General features: G+C 42.0%; 19 protein-coding genes and 1 tRNA gene. 15 read left to right on the top strand and 5 right to left on the bottom strand.

All coding sequences use genetic code 11. The features are described 5' to 3' along the window. Positions 1-18: 18 nt before the first annotated feature. Both V7K38_RS26590 and psbX read right to left on the bottom strand, forming a co-directional pair. Complete coding sequence (locus V7K38_RS26590) at positions 19-933, bottom strand: Ycf66 family protein (protein WP_334862267.1); 915 nt, start codon at positions 931-933, stop codon at positions 19-21. Between the two features lie 250 nt (positions 934-1,183). Then, positions 1,184-1,303 (bottom strand): photosystem II reaction center X protein, encoded by a 120-nt coding sequence (gene psbX, locus V7K38_RS26585; protein ID WP_012412183.1) that lies wholly within the window; start codon positions 1,301-1,303, stop codon positions 1,184-1,186. A 672-nt stretch (positions 1,304-1,975) separates the two neighbouring features. Here psbX and V7K38_RS26580 point away from each other — a divergent pair. Then, the gene (locus V7K38_RS26580) at positions 1,976-2,269 is read left to right on the top strand and encodes a YggT family protein (protein ID WP_334862265.1); all 294 of its coding nucleotides are present in this window, start codon (positions 1,976-1,978) and stop codon (positions 2,267-2,269) included. 63 nt (positions 2,270-2,332) lie between these two features. On the opposite strand, the gene accC is transcribed toward V7K38_RS26580, so the two are convergent. Beyond that, positions 2,333-3,676, bottom strand: a complete 1,344-nt coding sequence (gene accC / locus V7K38_RS26575; protein ID WP_334862263.1) for an acetyl-CoA carboxylase biotin carboxylase subunit — start codon at positions 3,674-3,676, stop codon at positions 2,333-2,335. A gap of 83 nt (positions 3,677-3,759) precedes the next feature. Further along, a complete protein-coding gene (locus tag V7K38_RS26570) occupies positions 3,760-3,969 on the bottom strand; it encodes a hypothetical protein (RefSeq protein WP_334862261.1) in 210 nt (69 codons plus the stop codon). A 131-nt stretch (positions 3,970-4,100) separates the two neighbouring features. On the opposite strand from V7K38_RS26570, the gene V7K38_RS26565 reads away from it, so the two are divergent. From V7K38_RS26565 to tilS, 9 genes are all read left to right on the top strand, one after another. Continuing rightward, positions 4,101-4,181 (top strand) — tRNA-Leu (locus V7K38_RS26565). 237 nt (positions 4,182-4,418) lie between these two features. Next, entirely contained in the window at positions 4,419-5,042 is a 624-nt protein-coding gene (locus V7K38_RS26560) for a chorismate lyase (protein ID WP_334862259.1), read from the top strand. 158 nt (positions 5,043-5,200) lie between these two features. After that, positions 5,201-5,764, top strand: coding sequence for a Uma2 family endonuclease (locus V7K38_RS26555; RefSeq protein WP_334862257.1), 564 nt, complete (start codon positions 5,201-5,203; stop codon positions 5,762-5,764). 432 nt (positions 5,765-6,196) lie between these two features. Further along, complete coding sequence (locus V7K38_RS26550; RefSeq protein WP_334862255.1) at positions 6,197-7,948, top strand: DUF3352 domain-containing protein; 1,752 nt, start codon at positions 6,197-6,199, stop codon at positions 7,946-7,948. A 149-nt stretch (positions 7,949-8,097) separates the two neighbouring features. Further along, entirely contained in the window at positions 8,098-9,159 is a 1,062-nt protein-coding gene (gene ccsB, locus V7K38_RS26545; protein ID WP_334862253.1) for a c-type cytochrome biogenesis protein CcsB, read from the top strand. A 301-nt stretch (positions 9,160-9,460) separates the two neighbouring features. Continuing rightward, positions 9,461-9,769, top strand: coding sequence for a KGK domain-containing protein (locus V7K38_RS26540; RefSeq protein ID WP_334862251.1), 309 nt, complete (start codon positions 9,461-9,463; stop codon positions 9,767-9,769). 70 nt (positions 9,770-9,839) lie between these two features. Further along, a complete protein-coding gene (locus V7K38_RS26535; RefSeq protein ID WP_334862249.1) occupies positions 9,840-10,460 on the top strand; it encodes a Uma2 family endonuclease in 621 nt (206 codons plus the stop codon). Positions 10,461-10,520: 60 nt separating this feature from the next. After that, entirely contained in the window at positions 10,521-10,874 is a 354-nt protein-coding gene (locus tag V7K38_RS26530; protein ID WP_334862246.1) for a KGK domain-containing protein, read from the top strand. Positions 10,875-10,948: 74 nt separating this feature from the next. After that, a complete protein-coding gene (gene tilS, locus V7K38_RS26525) occupies positions 10,949-11,941 on the top strand; it encodes a tRNA lysidine(34) synthetase TilS (protein ID WP_334862244.1) in 993 nt (330 codons plus the stop codon). Positions 11,942-12,249: 308 nt separating this feature from the next. Here the strand turns inward: tilS and hmpF are convergent, their stop codons facing one another. After that, positions 12,250-14,010, bottom strand: coding sequence for a pilus motility taxis protein HmpF (gene hmpF / locus V7K38_RS26520; RefSeq protein WP_334862242.1), 1,761 nt, complete (start codon positions 14,008-14,010; stop codon positions 12,250-12,252). 408 nt (positions 14,011-14,418) lie between these two features. Between hmpF and V7K38_RS26515 the strand changes: the two genes are divergently transcribed. From V7K38_RS26515 to V7K38_RS26495, 5 genes are all read left to right on the top strand, one after another. After that, entirely contained in the window at positions 14,419-15,597 is a 1,179-nt protein-coding gene (locus V7K38_RS26515) for a response regulator (protein WP_334862240.1), read from the top strand. A gap of 268 nt (positions 15,598-15,865) precedes the next feature. Continuing rightward, a complete protein-coding gene (locus V7K38_RS26510) occupies positions 15,866-16,231 on the top strand; it encodes a response regulator transcription factor (RefSeq protein ID WP_069073698.1) in 366 nt (121 codons plus the stop codon). A 13-nt stretch (positions 16,232-16,244) separates the two neighbouring features. Beyond that, a complete protein-coding gene (locus tag V7K38_RS26505) occupies positions 16,245-16,775 on the top strand; it encodes a chemotaxis protein CheW (protein ID WP_334862238.1) in 531 nt (176 codons plus the stop codon). Beyond that, on the top strand, positions 16,772-19,726 hold the full coding sequence (locus V7K38_RS26500; protein ID WP_442940805.1) for a methyl-accepting chemotaxis protein: 2,955 nt from the start codon (positions 16,772-16,774) through the stop codon (positions 19,724-19,726). Before V7K38_RS26505 ends, V7K38_RS26500 begins: the two co-directional genes overlap by 4 nt. 200 nt (positions 19,727-19,926) lie before the next feature. After that, the coding region (locus tag V7K38_RS26495; protein WP_334862236.1) for an Hpt domain-containing protein at positions 19,927-22,628 on the top strand (2,702 nt) is incomplete at its 3' end.

The following is a 22,628-nucleotide window of genomic DNA, read 5'->3' as shown; positions in this document are numbered from 1 at the left end:
ACTTCAACGCCAACTGTTTTAAACATCGTCATCAAAATCGGTCGAATTATCTGTCCCCTGATTTGGCTTTTCAATCGGGTTGTATGGTACATAATCAGTTGGGATTGCATCATCATCTTCACGCGGTCTTCGAGAAGCCGAATCAGTGGGTGGACGACGCCTTCTTGGTCTGGGAGCAGCATCATCTTCCCGGCTTTCTGGACGTTGAGAACCGTTATTATTACGGCGAGAAGGTTTTCTAACTTCCCCTCCCGAACTTTCCCAATCATCAACTTGCCTAGATGAAGAACCCCAATTTTCATCTTCAGAGTTTTCAGAAGGGCGATTCACAGGACGGCCAGAAGTCCGCCCCCGCGTTCTATCTGCTGGAGCCTGTCTTTCACTACTTCTGCTGTTACGGCGTTCAGGACGACGGGGGGTTTGCTCCTCCTCATAGTCATCACGAGTTGAAATTCTATCTCTGCTACCCTGAATCCGGGGACGCACGGGGCGTTCTTCCTCGTCTTCATAAGGCAATGGATCTAAGTCTTCTATTTCAGCTTGATAGTTTTTGCGATTCTTGTACTCATAGTTTCTGCTTACCTCTCGCTCATCGTCAACAATCGGAGTGTTACGCTTTGCTTGCTGGGTAGCTATACTCCGCAGGCGAATACTTTCAACTGCAAAAAACACAGTTGTGCCAACTAAAAGCAGTTGACCAAATTGTAGAATCGGGTCTAGCCGCCATCCTTGAAACACGAGAATAAAGCCGCAGAGCAAACCGACTGCTGCAAAAAAGATATCTTGATCCCGTGACAATTCTGGACGCACAGTGCGGAGAAAATACAGTGCTGCCCCAGCCACAGCCAGGAAAATTCCTAGAATACTGGCTGAATTTGCCCCAAAATTTACCTGAGCCAGAAAACTGGCTGAGTTCAGCCCAAAATTTATCATTGCTGTTTTCCCAATATCAAATCTATGTTAGCGAGTCACAATTAAAATCACTACTGTAATTAGTCACGATAAATATTGAAGCTTCAAAGCCCCTGGCAAAGAAGCTCTGAAGCCGTTCACCGAAAAGTAAAAACACCTATGTCTGTTATCTACAACTCCCACCAGTCGCAGTTTTTACCGCTTTTGGTAAAATAAATGTAGATAGCTGACAGACAATCGATTATGAAAGTTAAATTAACTCTCATAAGCATTATGAACGCTGAATTTTATCTTTTTGGCTAATGAAAATTAGACCGACTGTAACGGGTATTACAACAATTGCAGTACCCCATAGCAGACTCCAAAGAAAATTTGCTAAAGAAGGTGTCATACTTTCCAACCTTTTTTTTACACATTCGATCATCAATTTTAACTTATTCGGCGAAATTCCCCATCCTTCATTACAAGGTGGGGATAGATAGCCAGATAGCGACGATTGCATCTTTGACCAATTATCTCCGCTCTTGATACAGAAGAAAGATGTATAAAAATTCCTCAGCTTTCTGGAATACTTATGGATTGCTATTACTACAAATAGTATGAGGAAATAAGACCAATTCGCGGACGTAAGTCTAAGATGCGGCATTCCTCTGTGAAGTTGGAAGCCCCACTCTCTAGCTCTGCTAGGGTGGAGTAGTTCACTACTGTATTACTTTCTTGAGAAGCCTCTAACTTGAAACTGCCAAACTTAGTAACTGCTGTGAGGGAGTTTACTTTTCTATTCAAGAAGGAAGTAGCAGCATTTGGTTAAAATAATGATCAGGGACTTCCAAGAAATAAATTATTCAAATAAACGAACCACAGAGACACAGAGAACACAGAGAAAGGATAAATATAGAGGGTTTTTGGGTCAGTTTTGGGACATTTTTTTATTTGGAAGTCCCTAAGAGTGCTTTACAAAGCTTCAAATTTTGTGGCAATGTCAACGATGGGCTACGTCTACACGAAGCGCAGCTTGCCGTTGCCTAAGTCTTTCTTTCTTTACAGATAATACCTTAAACCGATGACTGGTGTTGACCTGACTGCTTGGATTCTTGGCCCTGTGTTAGGGGTGATAACATTTCTATTTATATTTCGGATCATTCTCACTTGGTATCCGCAAGTGAATTTGAATCGTTTGCCCTTTAATTTAATAGCTTGGCCTACCGAACCATTTTTAGTACCATTACGAAAACTGGTACAACCTATTGGTGGAGTGGACATTACACCGATTATTTGGGTTGGTATCTTCAGCCTACTACGAGAAATATTACTAGGTCAGCAGGGATTGCTGACTATGGCATCTCGTGTGAATTAGGGAATTGGGAATTGGGAATTGGGAAAACTCTTCCCCAGTCCCCAGTCCCCAGTCCCCAGTCCCCTATCCGTTCATCTCTTGCACAAAATTTGTATAGACATTACCCTGCAAAAACTGTGGAGTTTCCATAATTTTTTGATGAAACCCGATGGTAGTGGGTAGTCCAGTAATGGCACATTCCCGGAGTGCGCGTTTCATACGGTTAATAGCAGTGGGTCGGTCTGGGGCCCAAACAATTAACTTGCCAATCAAGGAATCGTAATAAGGCGGGATTTGGTAATCTGTGTAAACGTGAGAATCAATCCGAACACCAGGGCCTCCAGGCGGCAGATAGCCACTAATCCGTCCTGGAGAGGGGCGAAAGTCATGATCTGGGTCTTCAGCGTTGATCCGGCATTCAATGGAATGACCCCGCAAAACTACTTCCTCTTGGGTAAGTTTAAGTCTTTCTCCTTGAGCAATCCGAATTTGTTCGGCAACCAAATCTATCCCAGTAATCATCTCTGTTACAGGATGTTCTACTTGAATCCGGGTGTTCATTTCCATAAAGTAGAATTTACCCGATCTATCCAAGAGAAACTCAATAGTACCCGCCCCACTGTAACTAATGAATTGGGCAGCTTTGACAGCAGCTTGTCCCATTTTCTCACGCAGGTCTTGGTCGAGAGCCGGACTTGGAGCTTCTTCTAGTAGCTTTTGGTTCCGGCGCTGAATTGAGCAATCGCGTTCGCCTAAGTGGATAACATTACCGTAGTTATCCGCCAAAATTTGAAATTCGATGTGGCGAGGACGTTCAATAAATTTTTCGATGTAAACGCCAGAATTTCCAAAAGCTGCTCCTGCTTCCCCTTGGGCTGCTAGGAAAAGTTTGACAAATTCATCTTCAGAACGAACTAGGCGCATACCCCGTCCGCCGCCGCCAGCTGTGGCTTTGATCATCACTGGATAGCCGATATTTTTGGCGAATCTTAATCCTTCTTCCTCAGATTCTACTAACCCCTCACTACCTGGTACTGTAGGGACTCCAGCTTTTTGCATGGTTTCTTTGGCAGTGGATTTGTCACCCATCAGCTTGATAGCTTCTGGAGTTGGGCCGATAAAAGCAATATGATGGTCAGCACAGATTTCTGCAAACCGGGCATTTTCTGCCAGAAAACCATAGCCTGGATGAATGGCAGTGGCATTGCGCGTCAGGGCGGCAGCAATAATATTGGGAATATTCAGATAACTTTTACTGCTAGCTGGTTCGCCAATGCAAACCGCTTCATCAGCAAGTTGAACGTGGAGAGCATTCCGGTCAACGGTGGAGTGAACCGCGACTGTGGCAATTCCCATTTCTTCACAGGCGCGGAGAATGCGAAGGGCGATTTCTCCCCGATTGGCAATTAATATTTTGTCAAACTTCATTTTTTAGTTTCGATATCATTACCAGTAGATTGACATTTTCCCCGATCCAACTTGAAACGACGCTTCCGCATTATTTAAAATTATCACAGGAGATTCGCCACCCTGATTCTAAGCAAACTCGCATATTGTAGGCTTGCTGCCTTTACAGGTTTTACTACACTAACAACATTGCTGCTGTAAGTCTTGGCTAGCTTACCAAACTGGGCTTTTGCGATCTGCGATCGCCACCGGCTCATGGCGGGTACGCGATCGCACCGCATCTCCCACAGTCGCTCTACCCTTTTTAATATCACTTGTGCAGATGCTAAATTTCTGTCAGTCTGATACCGCCTTGAAGAAATTTATATTTTTGAGAAATATAACTTTAGATATCACCTTACTATAATTATTTTCTTATGCTATAGTCTATCTTTAGACAACCCGTGCGGATGTGGCGGAATTGGTATACGCGCACGCTTGAGGTGCGTGTGGCTTTGCCTTGCGAGTTCGAGTCTCGCCATCCGCATATTTTTGTTTGTCAAGGGTCAATAGTCAAGGGTCAATAGACCTGAGACTGTTGACCCTTAAATCTAGAGGGTCATTGGTCATTGGTCAAAGCGCAAAATCTCTTGCGAGATTAAACGCTTTGGGGCTTGCCCAGGCATCAGAAATTTGTAAGAGAACAAATGACTAGTGACAAATGACAAATGACTCTATAGTTTTTTATGCTTTTATAGAGATACGTGAAGTTTTGTAAAAAGCATTGAGTATTACTTTTACGCCGATAAATAACTTAAAACAGCCAGCAGCTTGGCATCGCCTCACTCCGATTTGGCAAGGAGGGGAGGAAGTAATTCAAAAAAGTTTACCTCATACTCAGCTAGCACCTGCTTGGCAGCTAATGCTTTTGGGTGATGGCTCTCCAACACGTCACTTAGAATTGCTTACAGGCGAGTCTGTAGAAGTAGATGTCATTGATATGTCATTGATTGGCATGGACTTGGATGCTGCACCTGATTTAATCCAAGCTGTTCCAGGGCCGCGACTACGGCGACAAGTGTGGCTGCGGACTGCTTCTGATCAACGATTAGCTTATGCTACTTCGTGGTGGGAAGCCAGTCATGTAGATGAGTATTTGCAAAATCGTTCATTACCAATTTGGGCAAGTTTAGCTCGTCTCCGCACAGAGTTGTACCGGGATGTTCGAGGGATTTACTATGGTGACTCATCGGCGCTAGAGTCTGGTTTTGGAGTAACTGGGCCTTTTTGGGGTCGTCATTACTTGTTTTGGCATCATGGACAGCCATTAACCTTAATTTATGAAGTTTTTTCGCCTTATTTAACTAAATATTTGGGAGTGATGCAATTAAATTCCCAAAATCAGTAAAATTCTGCGATCGCTATTGAGCAATACAATGAGGTTATCAAAGGAAGATTAAATATTGTAGCGATCGCGATCGGAGACAGAACGACTGGCATCGATAATCTTCCAGCAAGCAAGAATTTCCTACTGATGTGAGCAATAAAGGCACAAGGAAAGATTTAATGAATACTGTTGTGCTAAATCTAGAACCGATTGCTCATTTAACCGATGAGCAATTTTATCAATTGTGTATTGCCAATCGGGATTTAAGCCTGGAAATGAATGCAGCCGGAGAATTAATAATTATGCCACCAGTAGGAGGAGAAAGCGGAAATCAAGAAGCAGATTTAATTACAGACTTAAATAATTGGAATCGTCAAGCTAAATTAGGGAAAGTTTTTAGTTCTTCAACTATCTTTATACTTCCTAATGGTGCAAAACGTTCTCCTGATGCTGCTTGGGTAAAATTGGAGCGGTGGGAAGCTTTAACGCCAGAACAACGAAAAAAATTTCCGCCACTTGTACCCGACTTTGTGATTGAACTGCATTCAGAGACAGATCGGCTGGCACCAATTCAAGAAAAAATGCAGGAATACATTAAAAATGGTCTGTGCTTGGGTTGGCTGATTAATCCTCAAGATCGCCAAGTAGAAATTTACCGACTTTTGCAAGCTGTAGAGATTGTACAAATGCCGGCGATTGTTTCTGGAGAAGATATATTACCTGGATTTGAGTTGCAAGTATAGTTAGGCAACAAGTGTCATGGCATAGCTTTGCTTGCCACATTGTCCCAAAAAATATTGTACTCGTAAGGTGATGCGATCGCGTAGACAATTGCTACCGAGCAAAGCCAAATAGCTAAAATTGACTTGCAGCTTTTCCCAGTTAGTTATATTCTCAAATTGCTTGGAATCACAGATTTACTTGCGAAAATTTTCCGACTAAGGAATTAATCTTAGCGAAACGTCCTACTAAATTCAACAAAGCGTGTTAAAAATGGTAACTGAGTCAAAAACACAGCTTTTGAAAGACTAGGGAAAGTTGATTATCTAAGTAGCATCAGCATCTAAGGTAGAAAAATTTAATCCAATTAGCTGCCCTAAACAATGGTTAAACCAGTTGATGTACTTGACTAATCAAGCAAGTAATGAGTTTGCAAGTATAAGGTATAGGTTTCAATGGCACCGCCTCTTGTGTCTGTTCCGATGAAGAAAAAAAAGAAACCGTCTCTGGTGCTGACGCTCTCGGCTGCTGGGCTATTGATTGGTGCGGGGACTCTAGCATACTGGTTGTTAGGCCACAGACAAATATCTTCCGGTGATTTGCTAGTAGGTGCAAATATTATTCCTGGTGATGCGCTTTTTGCGGTTTCTCTGACAACAGATCCCCAGCAGTGGCAGAAATTGCGGCAGTTTGGGACAAAAGAAACCCAAGCAGAACTGGACAAAAATTTAGTAGAATTGCGCGATCGCTTTCTCACTAATAATGGTTACGACTTCCAGAAAGATATCGCTCCTTGGGTAGGCAATGACGTTACAATCGCAATTCTTGCCCCAGCAACAGCAAATAAAACTGTACCAAAACCAGTTGTTACCACTAATGAAGATGCTGCCAGCGATCAACAGTCGATGGTAATGGTATTACCAGTAAAAAACCCAGAAATCGCCAAAAACATTTTGGCACAACCCAAAACCCTTAAACAAGGCAAATGGATTGACCGTATTTATCAAGGGATCGCTATTAAACAAAGTGAGGGACAACCAGGGGAAAACTTCTCAGCAGCATTACTAGATGGGCGTTTTTTAGTCATAACTGATAGTCCCAAAGCCACAGAACGAGCGATCGATGCCTACAAAAATCAAACATCCCTAGCCACAACAGGGGGCTTTGCTGATAATTTCCCAAAAATTGCCAGCGATCAACCCTTTAGCCAGTTTTATATCAATGTGCCAACAGCAGCCAAAATAGCCGCGGCTTCTCCAAATCGCCCTTTACCTGCTCAAGTTTTGGCTCAACTGCAAAATAACCAAGGTTTAGCGGGGACAATGACTTTAGAGGCAGAAGGAATCCGCTTCAAGGGCGTTTCTTGGTTAAACCCTAATAGTCAACGGGTGCTGGCGGTAGAAAACAAAGCTGGGCAAATGCAAAGCCGCGTACCAGCAGAAACCTTAATGATGCTTTCAGGGGGAAACTTACAGAGGTTGTGGGGAGATTACGTTTTAACATCTCAAGGAAACCCCCTCTCGCCGATCGCACCAGAACAAATTAGGGGTGGAATAAAATCTCTTACCACTCTTGATTTAGATAAGGATTTACTCAGTTGGATGAAAGGCGAGTTTTCCTTATCAGTGATTCCTAGTAGTCCAAAACAAGGTTCACCAGACAATTTTCGTTCGGGTTTAGTGTTTATGGTACAAGGCAGCGATCGCAATTCAGCCGAAGCATCCATAAAACAGCTAGATGATGTGATGAGAAATCAATACCAGTTCGAAGTTCAACCTGCGAAAGTTGCAGGACAACCCGTTGTTAATTGGGTTTCACCTTATGGTACATTAACCGCCACCCACGGCTGGTTAGATGGAGATGTTGCCTTTTTAGTAGTGGGCGCTCCCATCACTGATAAAATTGTTCCCAAACCCAACAACACACTAGCTAGCACGATCCCCTTTCAACAAACAGTTCCTACAGAACCAAATCCGACAAATGGTCAATTTTTCCTGGATGTAGAACGAACTGTGAAAAATTTCCCTTTACCAACTCTAATTTCCAATCAACAAACTTTGCTTGATGCAACGCGCTTAATTGGGATGACATCCGCCGTCAGCGACAGTCGTAGTAATCTTTACGATATTTTTATAGCACTCAAAAAAGTTAGTAACACGACTCCCTTACCTAGTCCAGAAAGCAATAAAAGCAATTCTGCTAGATAGGGGAGCAGGGAGCAGGGGGCAGAGGAGAAGTTACAGTAAGTCTTTCCCCAATTCCCAATTCCCAATTCCCCGGTTTCATAACCCCGTAAACATATAGGATCAGAATAGTCAGAATCCATATTTTAAATGATTCACGGAGAGAACACTTTATGAACCTGGTTGTACTCCAGAACTGGCTAGACAATGCGTCTTTTGCCATATTATTCCTAACAATGCTGGTGTATTGGGGAGGAGCGGCTTTCCCGAATCTGCCTTATCTAGCCGCTTTGGGGACAGCGGGGATGGCGATCGCTAATTTGTGTATGGCAACTCTATTAGGGGCAAGATGGATAGAAGCTGGTTACTTTCCCCTAAGTAATCTCTATGAATCCCTATTTTTCTTAACTTGGGGAATTACCACCGTCCATCTAATTGCTGAAAGTAGTAGCCGTAGCCGCTTAGTAGGAGTTGTTACATCACCGGTGGCAATGTTGATCGCTGCTTTTGCGACGATGACATTACCATCCCAGATGCAAGCATCAGAACCCCTAGTACCTGCATTGAAGTCAAATTGGCTGATGATGCATGTTAGCGTCATGATGTTGAGTTATTCTGCTTTGATGGTGGGTGCATTATTAGCGATCGCTTTTCTGATTGTCACTCGCGGTCAAAACATCCAACTACAAGGTAGTTCTGTCGGTACTGGTGGCTATCGCAGCAATGGCTACCGCTTGCACAAAGCATCTGAACTAATTTCTCAACCACTAGCCCCTTCTGCCGAAAATAACGGCTTTGCTCGTTTTGAAAGTAGTAGCAATGGCAACGGTAATGCTAACACTGCCGTTTTGAATTTAGTAACTACTTCTGAACCTCAAACCGTAGCATCTGCTGAACCTCTTTCACCTCAGCGCCTTAACCTTGCCGAAACCCTCGACAACATCAGCTATCGCATCATCGGGCTTGGATTTCCCTTATTGACAATTGGCATTATTGCTGGTGGCGTTTGGGCTAACGAAGCTTGGGGTTCTTACTGGAGTTGGGATCCCAAAGAAACTTGGGCATTAATCACCTGGTTAGTGTTCGCCGCCTACCTCCACGCCCGAATCACTCGCGGTTGGCAAGGTCTTCGTCCTGCCATTTTAGCTGCTACTGGCTTTGTTGTTGTTTGGGTTTGCTATCTTGGTGTGAATCTTTTAGGTAAAGGTTTGCATTCTTACGGCTGGTTCTTTTAATAACCTCACCCCTAGCCCTCTCCAGCAACGGCTACAGTCTACACACAAGTCATCCAATTACCCAAAACAAAAGAAAAACCTCACCCTGTCAAGAAAGGACATCCCTCTTCAAAGTATCGGAGAGGAATAGGTTTTACGTAGTAAAACCAGGGTGAGGTTTCTTAAAGACTTGTGTGTACACCTTAGCCAGCAAAGGAGAGAGAGAAAGGAGCAGATTGAAATTTACTATTATCTCTTGGGAATTATTTCGGATGAACTGTTATATCACTGGAAAGTATAGATTTAGTGATAGGACATTTTTATGGAAGATGGATTTGAGAGACTAAATCACGATGAAGTTGTGTCTATAGAACCAGACACCTTTAATAAATTAAATATTGCTAAAACTTTTAAAGTCCGTGATTTGATTACTGCAATTAAAGAATATATTGGAGCAGAGGAAACAGATGAAGTAAATTTGTATACCCAAGGATTAAATTGTGAAGTTTTGCAATTTAGTACTCAAGGATGGAAAAAAGGAAAAGTTAGACTTGCTTTAGAATTTTGTCCTGATGAATCGGAATCACCACTTGATGAGATTTTTGAAAAGCTTAAACAAATAGAAAAATAAAATTATTTGTAATTGATAATTTAATTATCAATTACAAATAATTATAAACCTTTTTGAGCAGGTGAACAATATGGTTCAGACTCCAGTTAAAAAACTAACTTTTGAAGAGTTTTTAGAACAATACGCTGATGGCTCTGGCATTTATGAACTGTTAAATGGAGAGATTATACAAGTAGAGGCAACTAGAGCGCATAAGAATGTGGCAAGGTTTTTAATGCTTGGCTTCAATGATGAAATTAGACGCTTGGAACTTGACTATATTGCTGACAAAGATGTAATCGTAAAAACTTTTACTGATATTGGGGAAGAACGAGGTAGAAATCCAGATGTGAGTGTAGTTAGTGCATCACAATGGAACAGCAATGTTCTAGCTTACGGGGCGCTGATTGAGCCAATTCAACTTGCTGTAGAAGTTACTTCAACAAACTGGGATGATGATTACGTTGATAAATTAGATGAGTATCAGAGGCTAGGTATCCCTGAATATTGGATTGTGGATTATCTAGCAATCGCTAGTCGCGCTTATCTCGGTAATCCCAAACTCCCCACGGTTTTTGTTTACCAATTGGTTGAGGGTCAATACCAAGTCCAAAAGTTTACTGGTAATGACCGCATTCTCTCTACTACTTTCCCCGAACTAGAACTAACTGTTAAACAAGTTATAGCTGCAAGTCAAATTCAAAAACTATGAATAGTTGCAATTAATTTCTCTCTCTTGGGAACTATAAATTTAGTTACAGGAGCAAGATTTATGAATAATGAGTGGGAACCTCTAAATCCTGAAAAAGATGTTGTGCATTTTCACCAAGAAACGTTTGAAAATTTACCCCGCACTCAAATAGTCTTTCAGCTTTTAAAGGAAGTAAAAAGATTTTGGTCAAAACACTATACATCGTCAGGTTCAAAAATATTTGACGAAGGTTTTGAATGTTATGTTTTAATCCCTGGTAAACAATGGCGGACAGGCAAAATTAGACTCCGCCTAGAATTTTGCCCTGATGAAGCTGAAATTGAAGAAAAACAAGAAAATAATCGCTTAGATATCAATCAAGAAAGCTCTCCCCTCGACGACCTGCGACAGCAACTCAAAGAAGGTGATAATTAATACCAAAATCGTAACTATTGATACACGTGATATAAGAGACAATTATCTGTGTCCCTCGGCGGTAAAAAATCAAAATGGTATGGACTCCTCTACATGCAAAAATACATCGCACCATCCGATCGCGCCACTTATTTGAGCGCAACCAGCGTCTATTAATCGCTGTCTCCGGCGGACAAGATTCTTTGTGTTTAATAAAATTACTTTTAGATTTACAATCAAAATGGGGATGGAATTTAGGTATTGCCCACTGCGATCATTGCTGGCGTTCTGACTCCCAAGCTAATGCTCATCACGTCGAAAATTTAGCTAAAACTTGGGATATATCCTTTTATTTAGAAACAGCGAAGGAATCTATAAATAGTGAAGCTGCTGCACGCAATTGGCGTTATCAAGCTTTAAGTGCGATCGCCAAAGCAAACAATTATCAGTATATAGTTACAGGACACACCGCCAGCGATCGCGCCGAAACTCTCCTCTACAATTTAATTCGCGGTACTGGTGCTGATGGCTTACAAGCCCTGACTTGGCAACGCCCCCTAACTACAGACATTATGCTAGTGCGGCCACTTTTAGAAGTCACTCGCACACAAACAGAGCAATTTTGTCAAGAGTTTAAATTGCCAATTTGGGAAGATTCCACCAATCAAGATTTGCAATATGCCCGCAACCGTATTCGCCAAGAACTATTACCATATTTGCGAGAAAATTTCAATCCCCAAGTAGAATCAGCCTTAGCCCAAACAGCAGAACTTCTCCAAGCAGAAGTGGAATATCTCGAAAAAGCAGCCCAGCAGTTGCGCCAAAAGGCATTGGGTATTGGGGATGAAGAAGATTCCCTTGCTCTTCTTCCCTTACGGTTAAATCGGCGGGTATTGCAGAAAGCACCGTTGGCACTGCAACGTCGGGTGATGCGTCAGGTATTGCAGCAAATACTGGCTGATGCCCCCAGTTTTGAACACATTGAGAAATTAACGAGTTTAATTATAGCGCCAAATCGATCGCAAACCGATCCATTTCCTGGTGGTGCGATCGCTCAAGTAGAAGGTGACTGGATCTGTTTGAAATAGTTACTTAAAGTCTTTTTATTATCAGGGACAATGCACATTATTAGTTTTAGATTCTTAAGATAATATGCAGAAAACCATGCAGATTGTCAGGAAGCATTAAGCAATTGGTATAAAGTCGCCACTCACTAAAGCTAAATGGTCAAATTTAGTTGGAGTACAGCAGGTCTTTCCTAGTACTTACGCACTGTACAAAATTACTAATTCGTAATGACGGTGCGCGTAGAAGTGTGATTACGAATTACGAATTACTTAGCGTAGCAGTAGCGACGCAGGAGCGTCATTACGAATTATTTAATCCCCAGAACTTGTTAAGACGCTAACAATTCTGGCTGAGGCATTAAACTTTGGAGAGTTTGGCGCAACTGCGCGATCGCTTGGACTTGATAATCACCAGTTTCCTGGAATTGCTCCAAAGATTCTCTAATTCCTTGCAGCTTTTGCCGTAAGCCATCGAGAGAATCCTGAATTGGTTGGAGTGCTTCTTGATAAAGATTCACTCGACCACAGTATTCAGCAGTTGTTCTTCGCAGGGACAACAAATTTTCTTCGATCGCTTTCAGTTCTTGGCGCTTTTCATCCAAATCGTGGGTTTGATTGTCAATCATTCCCTGATTTAGCTCAATACCAGAATGGATTTGATCGATTTCACGTTCCAGCTTTTGGATTTCCTGCGAATATTGTTGTCGCTGGGTTTCAATTTGTAACAGAACCGGTTCTAAATTAACTTTATTACCCTCTTCTTCCTCAGCAACAGGATGTCCTTGTCGCCGTAGCAGTACAGCTTGGTGTTGCTTGAGAAACTTCTGATGCTGTAACATATTGCGGCGTTGTCCCACCAAACTGGAGTTTAGCATCTGATAGAGGTCTTTTTCATCCGTTAATTCCAGTTCAAAATTGATGTGGTCATTGTCAGATGCTTGGCTTAATTTATTTTGCAGTTCTTCTATAGCTTCTTGTTTATATGTCAGTTCTTGCTCTTGATCGTGAACAAAGCTAGCATCTATGTGCAGCTTATGCTGCAAGTCTTGGACTATCTTTTGTAGTTCTTCTAAAGGCATTTTATCCAAAACTTCCACATTAGCTTGCTGGCCGAGAACTACATCACCAGACATTGCAGCTAAAGTGTGAATTTGTTGATATAACTCTTCCGCGTTTCGTAACTGATCTTTGATTATCTGAGCATACTCTTGCTTGCTGGTGAAGTCTGCTGTATTTATCTGCAATTGGGCTGTTTGCTGAACTAGAATATTTTGTGCTTCTTGCAATGCATTTTGGCGCTCGCTAAATGTTTGTGACAACCGCTCCACTTCTGCTTGCTGTTGTGCGATCGCAGTTTTTTGTTCTTCTAGTTTTTGCCAGTGTGGGGTAAGAGTTGCTTGCTGCTTTTCGACCAATTCAAAAGCCTTATGCAGGTGTTCTCTGACTGTTTCTGTGGGAGCTACGCGACTAGATAAGCGATCGAGTAACTCACTCATTACCCGACTTTGCTCCTCATCCAAAACCGTTCCCTGTTTAAAATCTGCTTGATGTTCCTCTAGACGGCGCTGCTCACCCCGCAAATGTTCCCAAGCGCCTTCCAATTCTAGGCGGTTGCGTTCAACTTCTGTTTGTAACCGTTCAATTTCCTGGCGAGATGTGTCAACAACTTGTTTTTGCTGCTCCAGTTGTTGCAACTCCTCTTCCATATTTTGCAACTCTTCTGAGCGGACTTCCATATCCATTTCACGGCGATTCAACTCTTGCGCCTGAAATGTTAACGACTGTTTCCACTGATCGATTTCATCTTCTTTGAGCTTAAATTTCTCCAATTGGCGGGAAAAATTCTGCAAAATATTGACTAGTGGCCGCCCTGCTTCTTGAATTCGCTGCACTTGACGATTTGGATTGAGTTCAACCAATACCAAAGCGCCATCATTTAATTTGCTTGCGTCCTCAGCAGCAATCACTTCTTCTGACACAGTACTCCAATTCTGGTCAGTTCGCTGACAAGCTAGCAGTTTCAGTTCAGTTTTGCCACTGCCACTAAGTAAACCACCTTTCTGTTTTTGTACTTCTGCTAAATACAGCACACCGTTAGTCCTTTATTGATGCACTTAAAGTTCATTTTTTGGGATATACCTCAAATAATTCTGTTAACTTGTCTCATTGAACCCAAGTTTAGGAAAACAAGACAGACAAAACTATAGACGCGATATGTTACGTCTTGATACTTATAAAAGCGAGCTAGTCGCGCCTTTATATTTTGTACTGATGACAGTGATGATGACTTCCGTGTTAACACTAGCTTTGTCAAAGTGTATTACGAAAGATTAAGCTTTATAGCTGAATATATTCCTTAATGGCAACAAGGAAAAGGGTAAAAATCTTGCCAATATACCATAATCAATACTTAAACTACCTGCTAGATAAATGGAAAAATTGCAGGACACAATTCAAAAATAATATTAACGGCATTACGAGGAGTACTTTTTAGGTAAATGCAGGGAAATTTAAATGAAATTGATATTTGCAGTATTCTGCAATTGATTGAGTTAGGACAGCGAACTGGGCAACTTTGGGTGAGAGCCAGTAGCTCTCACCATCACAACAAGCTGAGTGGAGAGAAAACAAATATTTATCACCCCAAACAACAGTCTTGGTTCGTCTTTTTCCTGAATGGTCAAATTATTTATTGCCAAGAAGGTGAGAGTAGTTTATCCAGAATTAACGATTCTTTACGTCATTATCGAGTCGACACGCGACTCACCGACAAACAAATTGCCTCCATACCACCAACTGATGCGCCAGAGTATGCCTATCTGTGGGCACTTTTGGAGCGGAATATTATCAACCCTAAGATAGCTGGTAGTATCATTCACGGCTTGGTGCATGAAACTCTGTTTGACCTGCTGAGTTTACATAAAGGTAACTTTATTTTTCATCAGGGTGCGCCCCTTGCTCCACAATTAAATACTTTCGAGATTGCTCCATTTGTTACAAAAATTACGAAGCAGGTGCAAGAGTGGAAAGAACTCTATCCACACATTCAGTCTCCCGAACAATTGCCAGTGCTATCTGACAAAGTTCAGCTACAATCCTCGCTACCAGAAGCAACTGTGGAGAAATTACAACATTGGGCTGATGGTAAAACATCCTTGCGTCAACTGGCTCGTTATCTCAACCGAGACATTTTGACTGTTGCTAAGGCAATATATCCTTATGTACAACAGAGTTGGCTACAACTAATATATTCAGTTACGGTTAAATCAGATACCCACAGCGATAGCGGGGAATTGAAGGGAAAACACAGGGGGCGGATAGTATGTATTGACGATGCGATCGCCATCGGTGAGACTATAAATTCAATCTTACAATCACAAGGTTATGAAGCGATCGTTCTCACCAATCCCTTAGAGGCGCTAAGTCTGGTTTTTCAACTCAAACCGGATTTAATTTTGTGCGATATCGCAATGTCGGAATTGGAAGGTTACGAAGTTTGCGCCATGCTGCGACATTCCACAGCATTTCGACTCACACCGATTATCATGCTCACTGGTAAGGATGGATTTATTGATCGAGTCAAAGCTAGGATGGTCGGGGCTACAGATTACTTAACAAAACCATTTACAGACACTGAATTACTCATGCTTGTAGAGAAATATATCAACAACCAATGAAAGTTGGGCATTGGGCATTGGGCATTGGGAAGAATCTTTTAATAACCCCAATTCTTAACTTCTAACTCCTCACTCAGCACTCCTAATATTTGTTGATCTAGTAAAAGATGAGTTAAAAGATGTTATCACAGAGTCAGCCAACTTCGTGAAACGTCAATCTCCAGGAAAATAGCGAGAACATACAATTAATTTATACAGTTAATACTTGCGGAGGAATCAGGGAATGTTCCAAATAGGAACGTCTACATCAGGAGGTAAATAGACATTTATGAGTACAGTTCTGATTGTGGAAGACAGTATCGCGCAAAGGGAGATGATTACAGACCTCCTGAAAGCAACTGGCCTAACAGTTACCCATGCCAGTGACGGATTAGAAGCATTGGAGGCAATTCAAATAGCACCTCCCGATTTAGTGGTGTTAGATATTGTCATGCCCCGAATGAATGGCTACGAAGTTTGTCGGCGGTTAAAATCCGATCCCAAAACCCAAAATGTCCCCGTGGTCATGTGTTCTTCCAAAGGCGAAGAATTCGATCGCTACTGGGGCATGAAGCAGGGTGCAGATGCCTACATAGCCAAACCGTTTCAACCAACCGAGTTGGTAGGAACAGTCAAACAACTGCTGCGAGGATAAGGATAAAAACAATATGGTCAGCAAACCGGACTTTTTAAGTGGTAGCGGTCAAGACCACTTCCGACCAGAATTACAAGTAGAAAGTCCTGAAGGTGAGTTACATTTGAGGTTTTACATTCCCTCGCATCAGGAGTTTGCACTACAAGCAACTGGCATTCGAGAGGTAATTGAACTAAGTCCTGATAGAATCACCCCAATTCCTAATGCTTCTCCTTTACTTTTGGGTACTCTAAATTTACGAGGTCGAGTTATTTGGGTGGCTGATTTGGGTCAATTTCTGGGGGAAGCAAGTGCATTAAACACAGATAGAGCGGAAATTTCGGTGATTGCCATCGAAGAGCAAGACACAATAGTGGGTTTAGCAGTCGAGAAAATCGGTGGTATGGATTGGTTGGATGCCCAGAATCTCATGCCACCAACTAGTGTTCCAGATACTATGGCTCCCTTTTTACGTGGAGAGTGGTTACTAGGTACTAAAAATAACCAGTGTCTAAGACTGCTCGATCAAATGGCAATTGTACGGAGTGCTAGGTGGGCAGGATGAAATTGGAGGAGGAAATGGCAGCAAGTATTGATAATTACGAGCCAACAACATATCAACAGGCGATGACCGCCTATGTTCAAAGGAATTATGAGGTTGCCGCCACTTTAGTCGATCAAGTGGTGCAAAATTTACCAAATGACCCCAACACACATTTGTTAAGAGGTCATATCTACTATGTCTTGCAGCAGTACGATGTTGCAAAAGAAGAATATCAACAGGTATTAAGCTTAACTAACGAGCAAGAAATTATTGGTTTTGCCAATAATGGAATTGAGAATATCAATCAATATTTACAGTCATTCGGTGGGCAGATTGATACATCAGGAAATCAAGAGCAAATAAATTCCTCAGAGATATCTGACCCACTGGCATATAGCGAACCAGAATTAGAACATTTAGGCGCTAGTGAGGAATTTGACAGCAAAAATCTTGATTTGAACTTTTTTGGAGAGCATCAAGAAACTGTGAATGGGGTTGAAGAACTATCTTCCAATAGTCCATTTGACATCCCCACAGAAGATAGTATTGGCACAGGAAAAGGATCAGATTTTTCTACAGCTTTTGGTGATGATCCTTTTGCTTTGGATGAAAAATCAGAGGAACAAGAGTTAAATGGCAGTAATTATGAAGAAAAAACAGAATTAGAATTGCCTGCTTTTTGGCAGGAAGATATGTCAGAAAATAGTCCTGAAAAATCATTAGTAAATAGTCATTTTTCAGAGAATGAAATAAATTCTGAACGCGAAAATTCAGGTATTGACAATAATAACTCTTCATCTTTTAATTCACAAACTAGTAATGGTGAAAATAATTTCCCTGATTTGTTAAGTGAGCCAAAGTCTCCAGAGCTTAAGGTTGGGAATTTAGAATATAAAAAATCTAATGTTGGAGATGAAACGTTACTTATTGTTGTTCAAGAAGAACTTAGAAATAGTTCGCCAACTACAAATAACAATAGTAAAGATGATTTGCCTGAAACCGAAGCACATGATTGGTTGAAGTCAACCGATTTAGGAGCCGAAGAAGAGTTTCAGTCGGATTTATCTGATAATTCTTCATCTTTTAATAACACCATACCTTTGGAAGAAAAGAAGTTTAAATCAGGTACAAGCATCGGCAAAAATAGCTTTGATGATGAAAACTTTGATATGGAAGCATTTGAGTCTGCTTTTGGCTCAGAGGGGTCAAGCTCTTATGAAGACTCAAGCAATATACTGAATGGAGAAAATTCTAAGAGCAATATCGATTTTCTAGATGATTTTGAGGAATTTGACGATTTAGGAAACATTCCAGGGTTTGACCTGATCGAAGAAGATTCTAACTTCGGTGATGCAGCAATGTATTCTGCTCCAGCAGAAACTAGTGGTAGTGGACGCTCTCCAAGCACGGATACTTCTCGAACCAATGCAGCCGATCGCGAAGAAGAACTATTCTCGATGACTGGTTCCCATGAAGGAGTTCCAATATTTAGCCAAACAGATGTCTCGAAACTAGAACCCAACGTTAGCGTCGAGCAAGGCTGGTTAGCACCATTAGAGAATGCCTCCATAGAACGGAAACAATGGTTAATTGCTGGAAGTGTCGGCATTGTCTCGGCGCTAGTGGTAGCCACAGTTAGCTTTGTCGCCACCACATTTTCGCCAGCCCCCCAACGAGAATCAGTACGAAACACAGGTTGGGCAATGTCTCTAGCAGCTGGGATTGCGGGTTTTGCCACCGCAGGCTTCATGGGAAATTTTGCCCTCAAACAAATTCGGCGCACAACCAACGATCTGCAAGCTCAGTTTGAAGCTGTACGCCAAGGAAATTTGAATGCTCAAGCCACCGTGTTTTCCGAAGATGAATTGGGACATTTAGCCACTGGCTTTAATGAAATGGCGCGGGTCATTTTCACAACAACAAGTGAAGCCCAGCGGAAAGCTGATGAACAAGAGGAGGCTAAGGAAAACCTACAACGCCAGGTGATTCGCCTTTTAGACGACGTGGAAGGAGCCGCTAGAGGCGATTTAACAGTCCAAGCTGAGGTGACAGCCGACGTATTGGGAGCCGTAGCCGACGCTTTTAACCTGACAATTCAAAACCTGCGCGATATTGTACAACAAGTAAAAGTAGCAGCGAAGGATGTAACAAAAGGTGCAACCAACTCTGAAACCTTTGCTAGAGCCTTATCTAGTGATGCTTTGCGCCAAGCAGAAGAGTTAGCAGTGACGCTGAATTCTGTACAGGTAATGACTGACTCGATTCAACGGGTAGCAGAAGCAGCGCGGGAAGCAGAAACCGTTGCTCGTGATGCTAGTACGATCGCTCTTAAAGGTGGCGAAGCAGTAGAAAATACTGTGGCAGGTATTTTAGAAATTCGAGAAACCGTTGCCGAAACCACTCGCAAAGTGAAGCGGCTGGCGGAATCTTCTCAAGAAATTTCTAAAATTGTGGCGTTGATTTCTCAGATTGCTTCCAGAACCAACTTATTAGCACTCAATGCTAGTATTGAGGCGGCAAGAGCGGGAGAAGCTGGACGCGGGTTTGCGATCGTCGCAGACGAAGTGCGCCAGTTAGCAGATAAATCTGCTAAATCCCTCAAGGAAATTGAACAAATCGTGATGCAAATCCAAAGCGAAACAGGCTCTGTAATGACCGCGATGGAAGAAGGCACACAACAAGTAATTAAAGGGACAAAATTGGCAGAAGAAGCCAAGCGATCGCTCGAAAATATTATTCAAGTGGCGAATCGCATCGATATTCTTGTGCGCTCTATTACTAGCGACACTGTGGAACAAACCGAAACCTCCCGCGCCGTCGCTCACGTAATGCAATCAGTAGAACTGACTGCACAAGAAACTTCCCAGGAAGCACAGCGAGTTTCAGGTGCCTTACAACACTTAGTAGGTGTATCCCGTGACTTGATCGCCTCCGTTGAACGTTTCCGAGTGGAAACTATGGAAACCAGGTAAAAAAGTTAGGAGTTAGGAGTGAGGAGTTAGAACTAAAAATCACAACTCACAACTTGGAATAAAGTTAGGAGTTACGAGTACAGACGCGATTAATCGCGTCTGTACAGAAGTTAGAAATAAAAATTACAACTCATAACTCATAACTCATAACTCACAACTCATAACTCATAACTAACAACTCATAACTCATAACTTTTGCTATGCTGCCGGAACAACAACAGCGGATTTTGGGTTACTTTATCGAAGAAGCCAGGGATCACCTGAATACCATTGAGCAGGGGTTACTGAATCTAGAAGGTACCTTGAACGACCCGGAAATGATCAGTGAAGTCTTCCGGGCGGCTCACTCCATCAAAGGAGGAGCGGCGATGCTTGGATTGACTAGCATTCAGCATACTTCCCACCGTCTGGAAGATTGTTTTAAAATTCTTAAAGATAATCCGGTTCAGATTGACCAAAAGTTAGAGTCTTTATTTCTTGGTGTATCTGATACCCTAAAATCGCTGTTAGAGCATTTGAGCGGGACTTATGGTCTTTCTGAAGATGCAGCTAATACTTTGATGTCAGAGACGGAGCCGGTCTTTCAATGGCTGTATGATCATCTAGAACTACTTGTACAACAAGGAAAAAGTGAAGTATCTAGTAATTCTGATGCAACAGAACTACCCACAACCTCTGTAGAGAATGTCTCCACACTTACAGAACTTTTCCTGCGGCGAGATATTCCCAATTTGGCAGAAGACACCCATCAGGGATCTCCACGAATATCTGTCTCAGTAGCACCTCAGCAGGTACAAGACGCTAACACTGTGCGATCGCCAGTCACCGCAAAAGAACATAATAATTGGGGTGAGTTTCAAGCCCAGGTGCTGCAAACACTGCGGGAAATGTTGCAACTGTTTAAGCAAACCACAACACCCTCAACTCGGCAAAACCTTCAACAATGCTGTTACCAGTTAGTCAAACTTGGTGAAACTTGGAATTTATCCAAGTGGTGTGGTTTGTGTCAAGCAGCAGCCAGTGCGATCGGCAATCCTGAAAATAGTTATCTGACTTTAGCTAAAATTGTCATTACCGAAATCAAGCAAGCTCAAGAATTAGTCCTGCAAGGTAGAGAAGCCGAAATTGCAATTAGTCAGCAACTAGAATCACTTTTGAGCTTGGCAGAAATTGAATTGTTAGAAGTTACTCCTGATTTGTTTGATGAACAGTCTGCGGCTTTTACCGAATCATCAACTACGTTAGAGCCAATTTTATCTGGTAACACCGAACAGTTAAACCTAGCCCAGACAACTGAAGAACTTAATCTAGACGAGAATACTAACGTTCGCCCCTATCTTCCACAAGGGACACCACTCAACGCTGCAACTCACACTAGTTTTGCTTTCACCACACATGACGAAGCACATCCAATCAGTAATAATCTTGACCCCAATGGCCCAGAGGTAGGAATAGCTGAGTTAAATACCCTTGCCGATTTATTTGAAGGTGAGACTCCCGAACTAGATGAAAGCTGGCATCAAGAAGAAACCTTAGATATTGTTGCTACCGATGATTTTGGAATTGATTTCAGCAGCACTGATGCTGAGGATGCTCATAGCGATTTATCCGATTTCCTCTCCTTTGATCCAGGAGTAACTACAGCCACGACAGAAGATTTATCTCTGTTATTTGGCGACAATTTCATAGAAAAAGAGAATTCAGAATCGCAAAATCAACAAATATCTGCTACGGCTCTAGAGTTGAGTGATACTAACATAGTTGATATAAATTTAGATTCTTCTTCCGTAGATTTACAAGAATTTATTGATATTTCTAGTGAGACAAACCTGCTTGCTAGTGTCAACAAAAACGATGTATTTGAAGATTTATTGACACTGGATCTAGATGATGATGCAGAAATATTGCTTACAGGCGAAGTGACTCAACCAGAAACTGAGGTGTTCGCCAGTGTTGAACTATCGATTAACCAACCAAACAGTTTTGATAACTTATTCTCCGAAACTAGAAATGCAAACTGGGTAGAAGAAATTACTCCTAGTGACTACATAGAATTACCCCAGCAAATAGGCTTGTCTTCGGACAATCCTTTTGCTGAAATGGAAGAACTGACACTACTACCTACAAGTGAACCAGAAATAGATGATTTATTTGATACATCTCCGTCCAGATCACCTGAGTTTTCTCAATCAGAAAATGATCTGAGCAGCTTTTGGAATCAGGAAAGTACAGGGGAACAAGACGGATTGGATTCCTTAATTGAGCAGAATGTAGAAAGAGCGTTAGAGGAGAGTTTGTTTGCTACTACTGATGATATTTTTGCCGACATTCAGCAGCCTATACCTTCTCCTATAGCCAGTTTTAGCTTGGAAGAATTGGATATCAATTTCCAGCAGGAAGAACAGCTAGATTTGATATTCTCATCAGATTCTGGAGATGATTTATTTGATGAGTTAGCACCAAGTCACCCAACCATTTACCCGGTAATCAGTGATACCTCCACGCCAGAAACGCCTTTGTTCGCGCAGCATCCAGGGGAAGAAATTCTCAGGCCGCAACAACCAGAAGCTTTAGATTTTGCTCATCAGCCCCCAGAAATATCTGGTGTTGATTTGGAACTTGATTCATTCGGCTCTTTCGATGAAAATTCACAACTGCTATTTGAAGATGTAGCCATAAATGATTCCACCTATATTCAGATGGAAATCACAGAGAATACTGTGAATGAAATATCGGTTATAGAAGCTTCTTTAGATATCAGTTTTGGTGAAACTTCAGATTTAGTTCAAGCAGAGCCAGATGATTTGTTCGGCTCTTTCGATGAAAATTCACAACTGCTATTTGAAGATGTAGCCATAAATGATTCCACCTATATTCAGATGGAAATCACAGAGAATACTGT

Source organism: Nostoc sp., assembly GCF_036917465.1.
GTDB lineage: Bacteria > Cyanobacteriota > Cyanobacteriia > Cyanobacteriales > Nostocaceae > Nostoc.
This window is presented reverse-complemented; position numbering and strand designations above follow the sequence as displayed.

What these genes read in the sequence shown, in the direction of transcription:
- V7K38_RS26590 (WP_334862267.1), bottom strand. Translation starts at nt 933, where the DNA reads ATGATAAATTTTGGGCTGAACTCAGCCAGTTTTCTGGCTCAGGTAAAT.
- psbX (WP_012412183.1), bottom strand. Translation starts at nt 1,303, where the DNA reads ATGACACCTTCTTTAGCAAATTTTCTTTGGAGTCTGCTATGGGGTACT.
- V7K38_RS26580 (WP_334862265.1), top strand. Translation starts at nt 1,976, where the DNA reads ATGACTGGTGTTGACCTGACTGCTTGGATTCTTGGCCCTGTGTTAGGG.
- accC (WP_334862263.1), bottom strand. Translation starts at nt 3,676, where the DNA reads ATGAAGTTTGACAAAATATTAATTGCCAATCGGGGAGAAATCGCCCTT.
- V7K38_RS26555 (WP_334862257.1), top strand. Translation starts at nt 5,201, where the DNA reads ATGAATACTGTTGTGCTAAATCTAGAACCGATTGCTCATTTAACCGAT.
- V7K38_RS26550 (WP_334862255.1), top strand. Translation starts at nt 6,197, where the DNA reads ATGGCACCGCCTCTTGTGTCTGTTCCGATGAAGAAAAAAAAGAAACCG.
- ccsB (WP_334862253.1), top strand. Translation starts at nt 8,098, where the DNA reads ATGAACCTGGTTGTACTCCAGAACTGGCTAGACAATGCGTCTTTTGCC.
- V7K38_RS26540 (WP_334862251.1), top strand. Translation starts at nt 9,461, where the DNA reads ATGGAAGATGGATTTGAGAGACTAAATCACGATGAAGTTGTGTCTATA.
- V7K38_RS26535 (WP_334862249.1), top strand. Translation starts at nt 9,840, where the DNA reads ATGGTTCAGACTCCAGTTAAAAAACTAACTTTTGAAGAGTTTTTAGAA.
- V7K38_RS26530 (WP_334862246.1), top strand. Translation starts at nt 10,521, where the DNA reads ATGAATAATGAGTGGGAACCTCTAAATCCTGAAAAAGATGTTGTGCAT.
- tilS (WP_334862244.1), top strand. Translation starts at nt 10,949, where the DNA reads ATGGTATGGACTCCTCTACATGCAAAAATACATCGCACCATCCGATCG.
- V7K38_RS26515 (WP_334862240.1), top strand. Translation starts at nt 14,419, where the DNA reads ATGCAGGGAAATTTAAATGAAATTGATATTTGCAGTATTCTGCAATTG.
- V7K38_RS26510 (WP_069073698.1), top strand. Translation starts at nt 15,866, where the DNA reads ATGAGTACAGTTCTGATTGTGGAAGACAGTATCGCGCAAAGGGAGATG.
- V7K38_RS26505 (WP_334862238.1), top strand. Translation starts at nt 16,245, where the DNA reads ATGGTCAGCAAACCGGACTTTTTAAGTGGTAGCGGTCAAGACCACTTC.
- V7K38_RS26500 (WP_442940805.1), top strand. Translation starts at nt 16,772, where the DNA reads ATGAAATTGGAGGAGGAAATGGCAGCAAGTATTGATAATTACGAGCCA.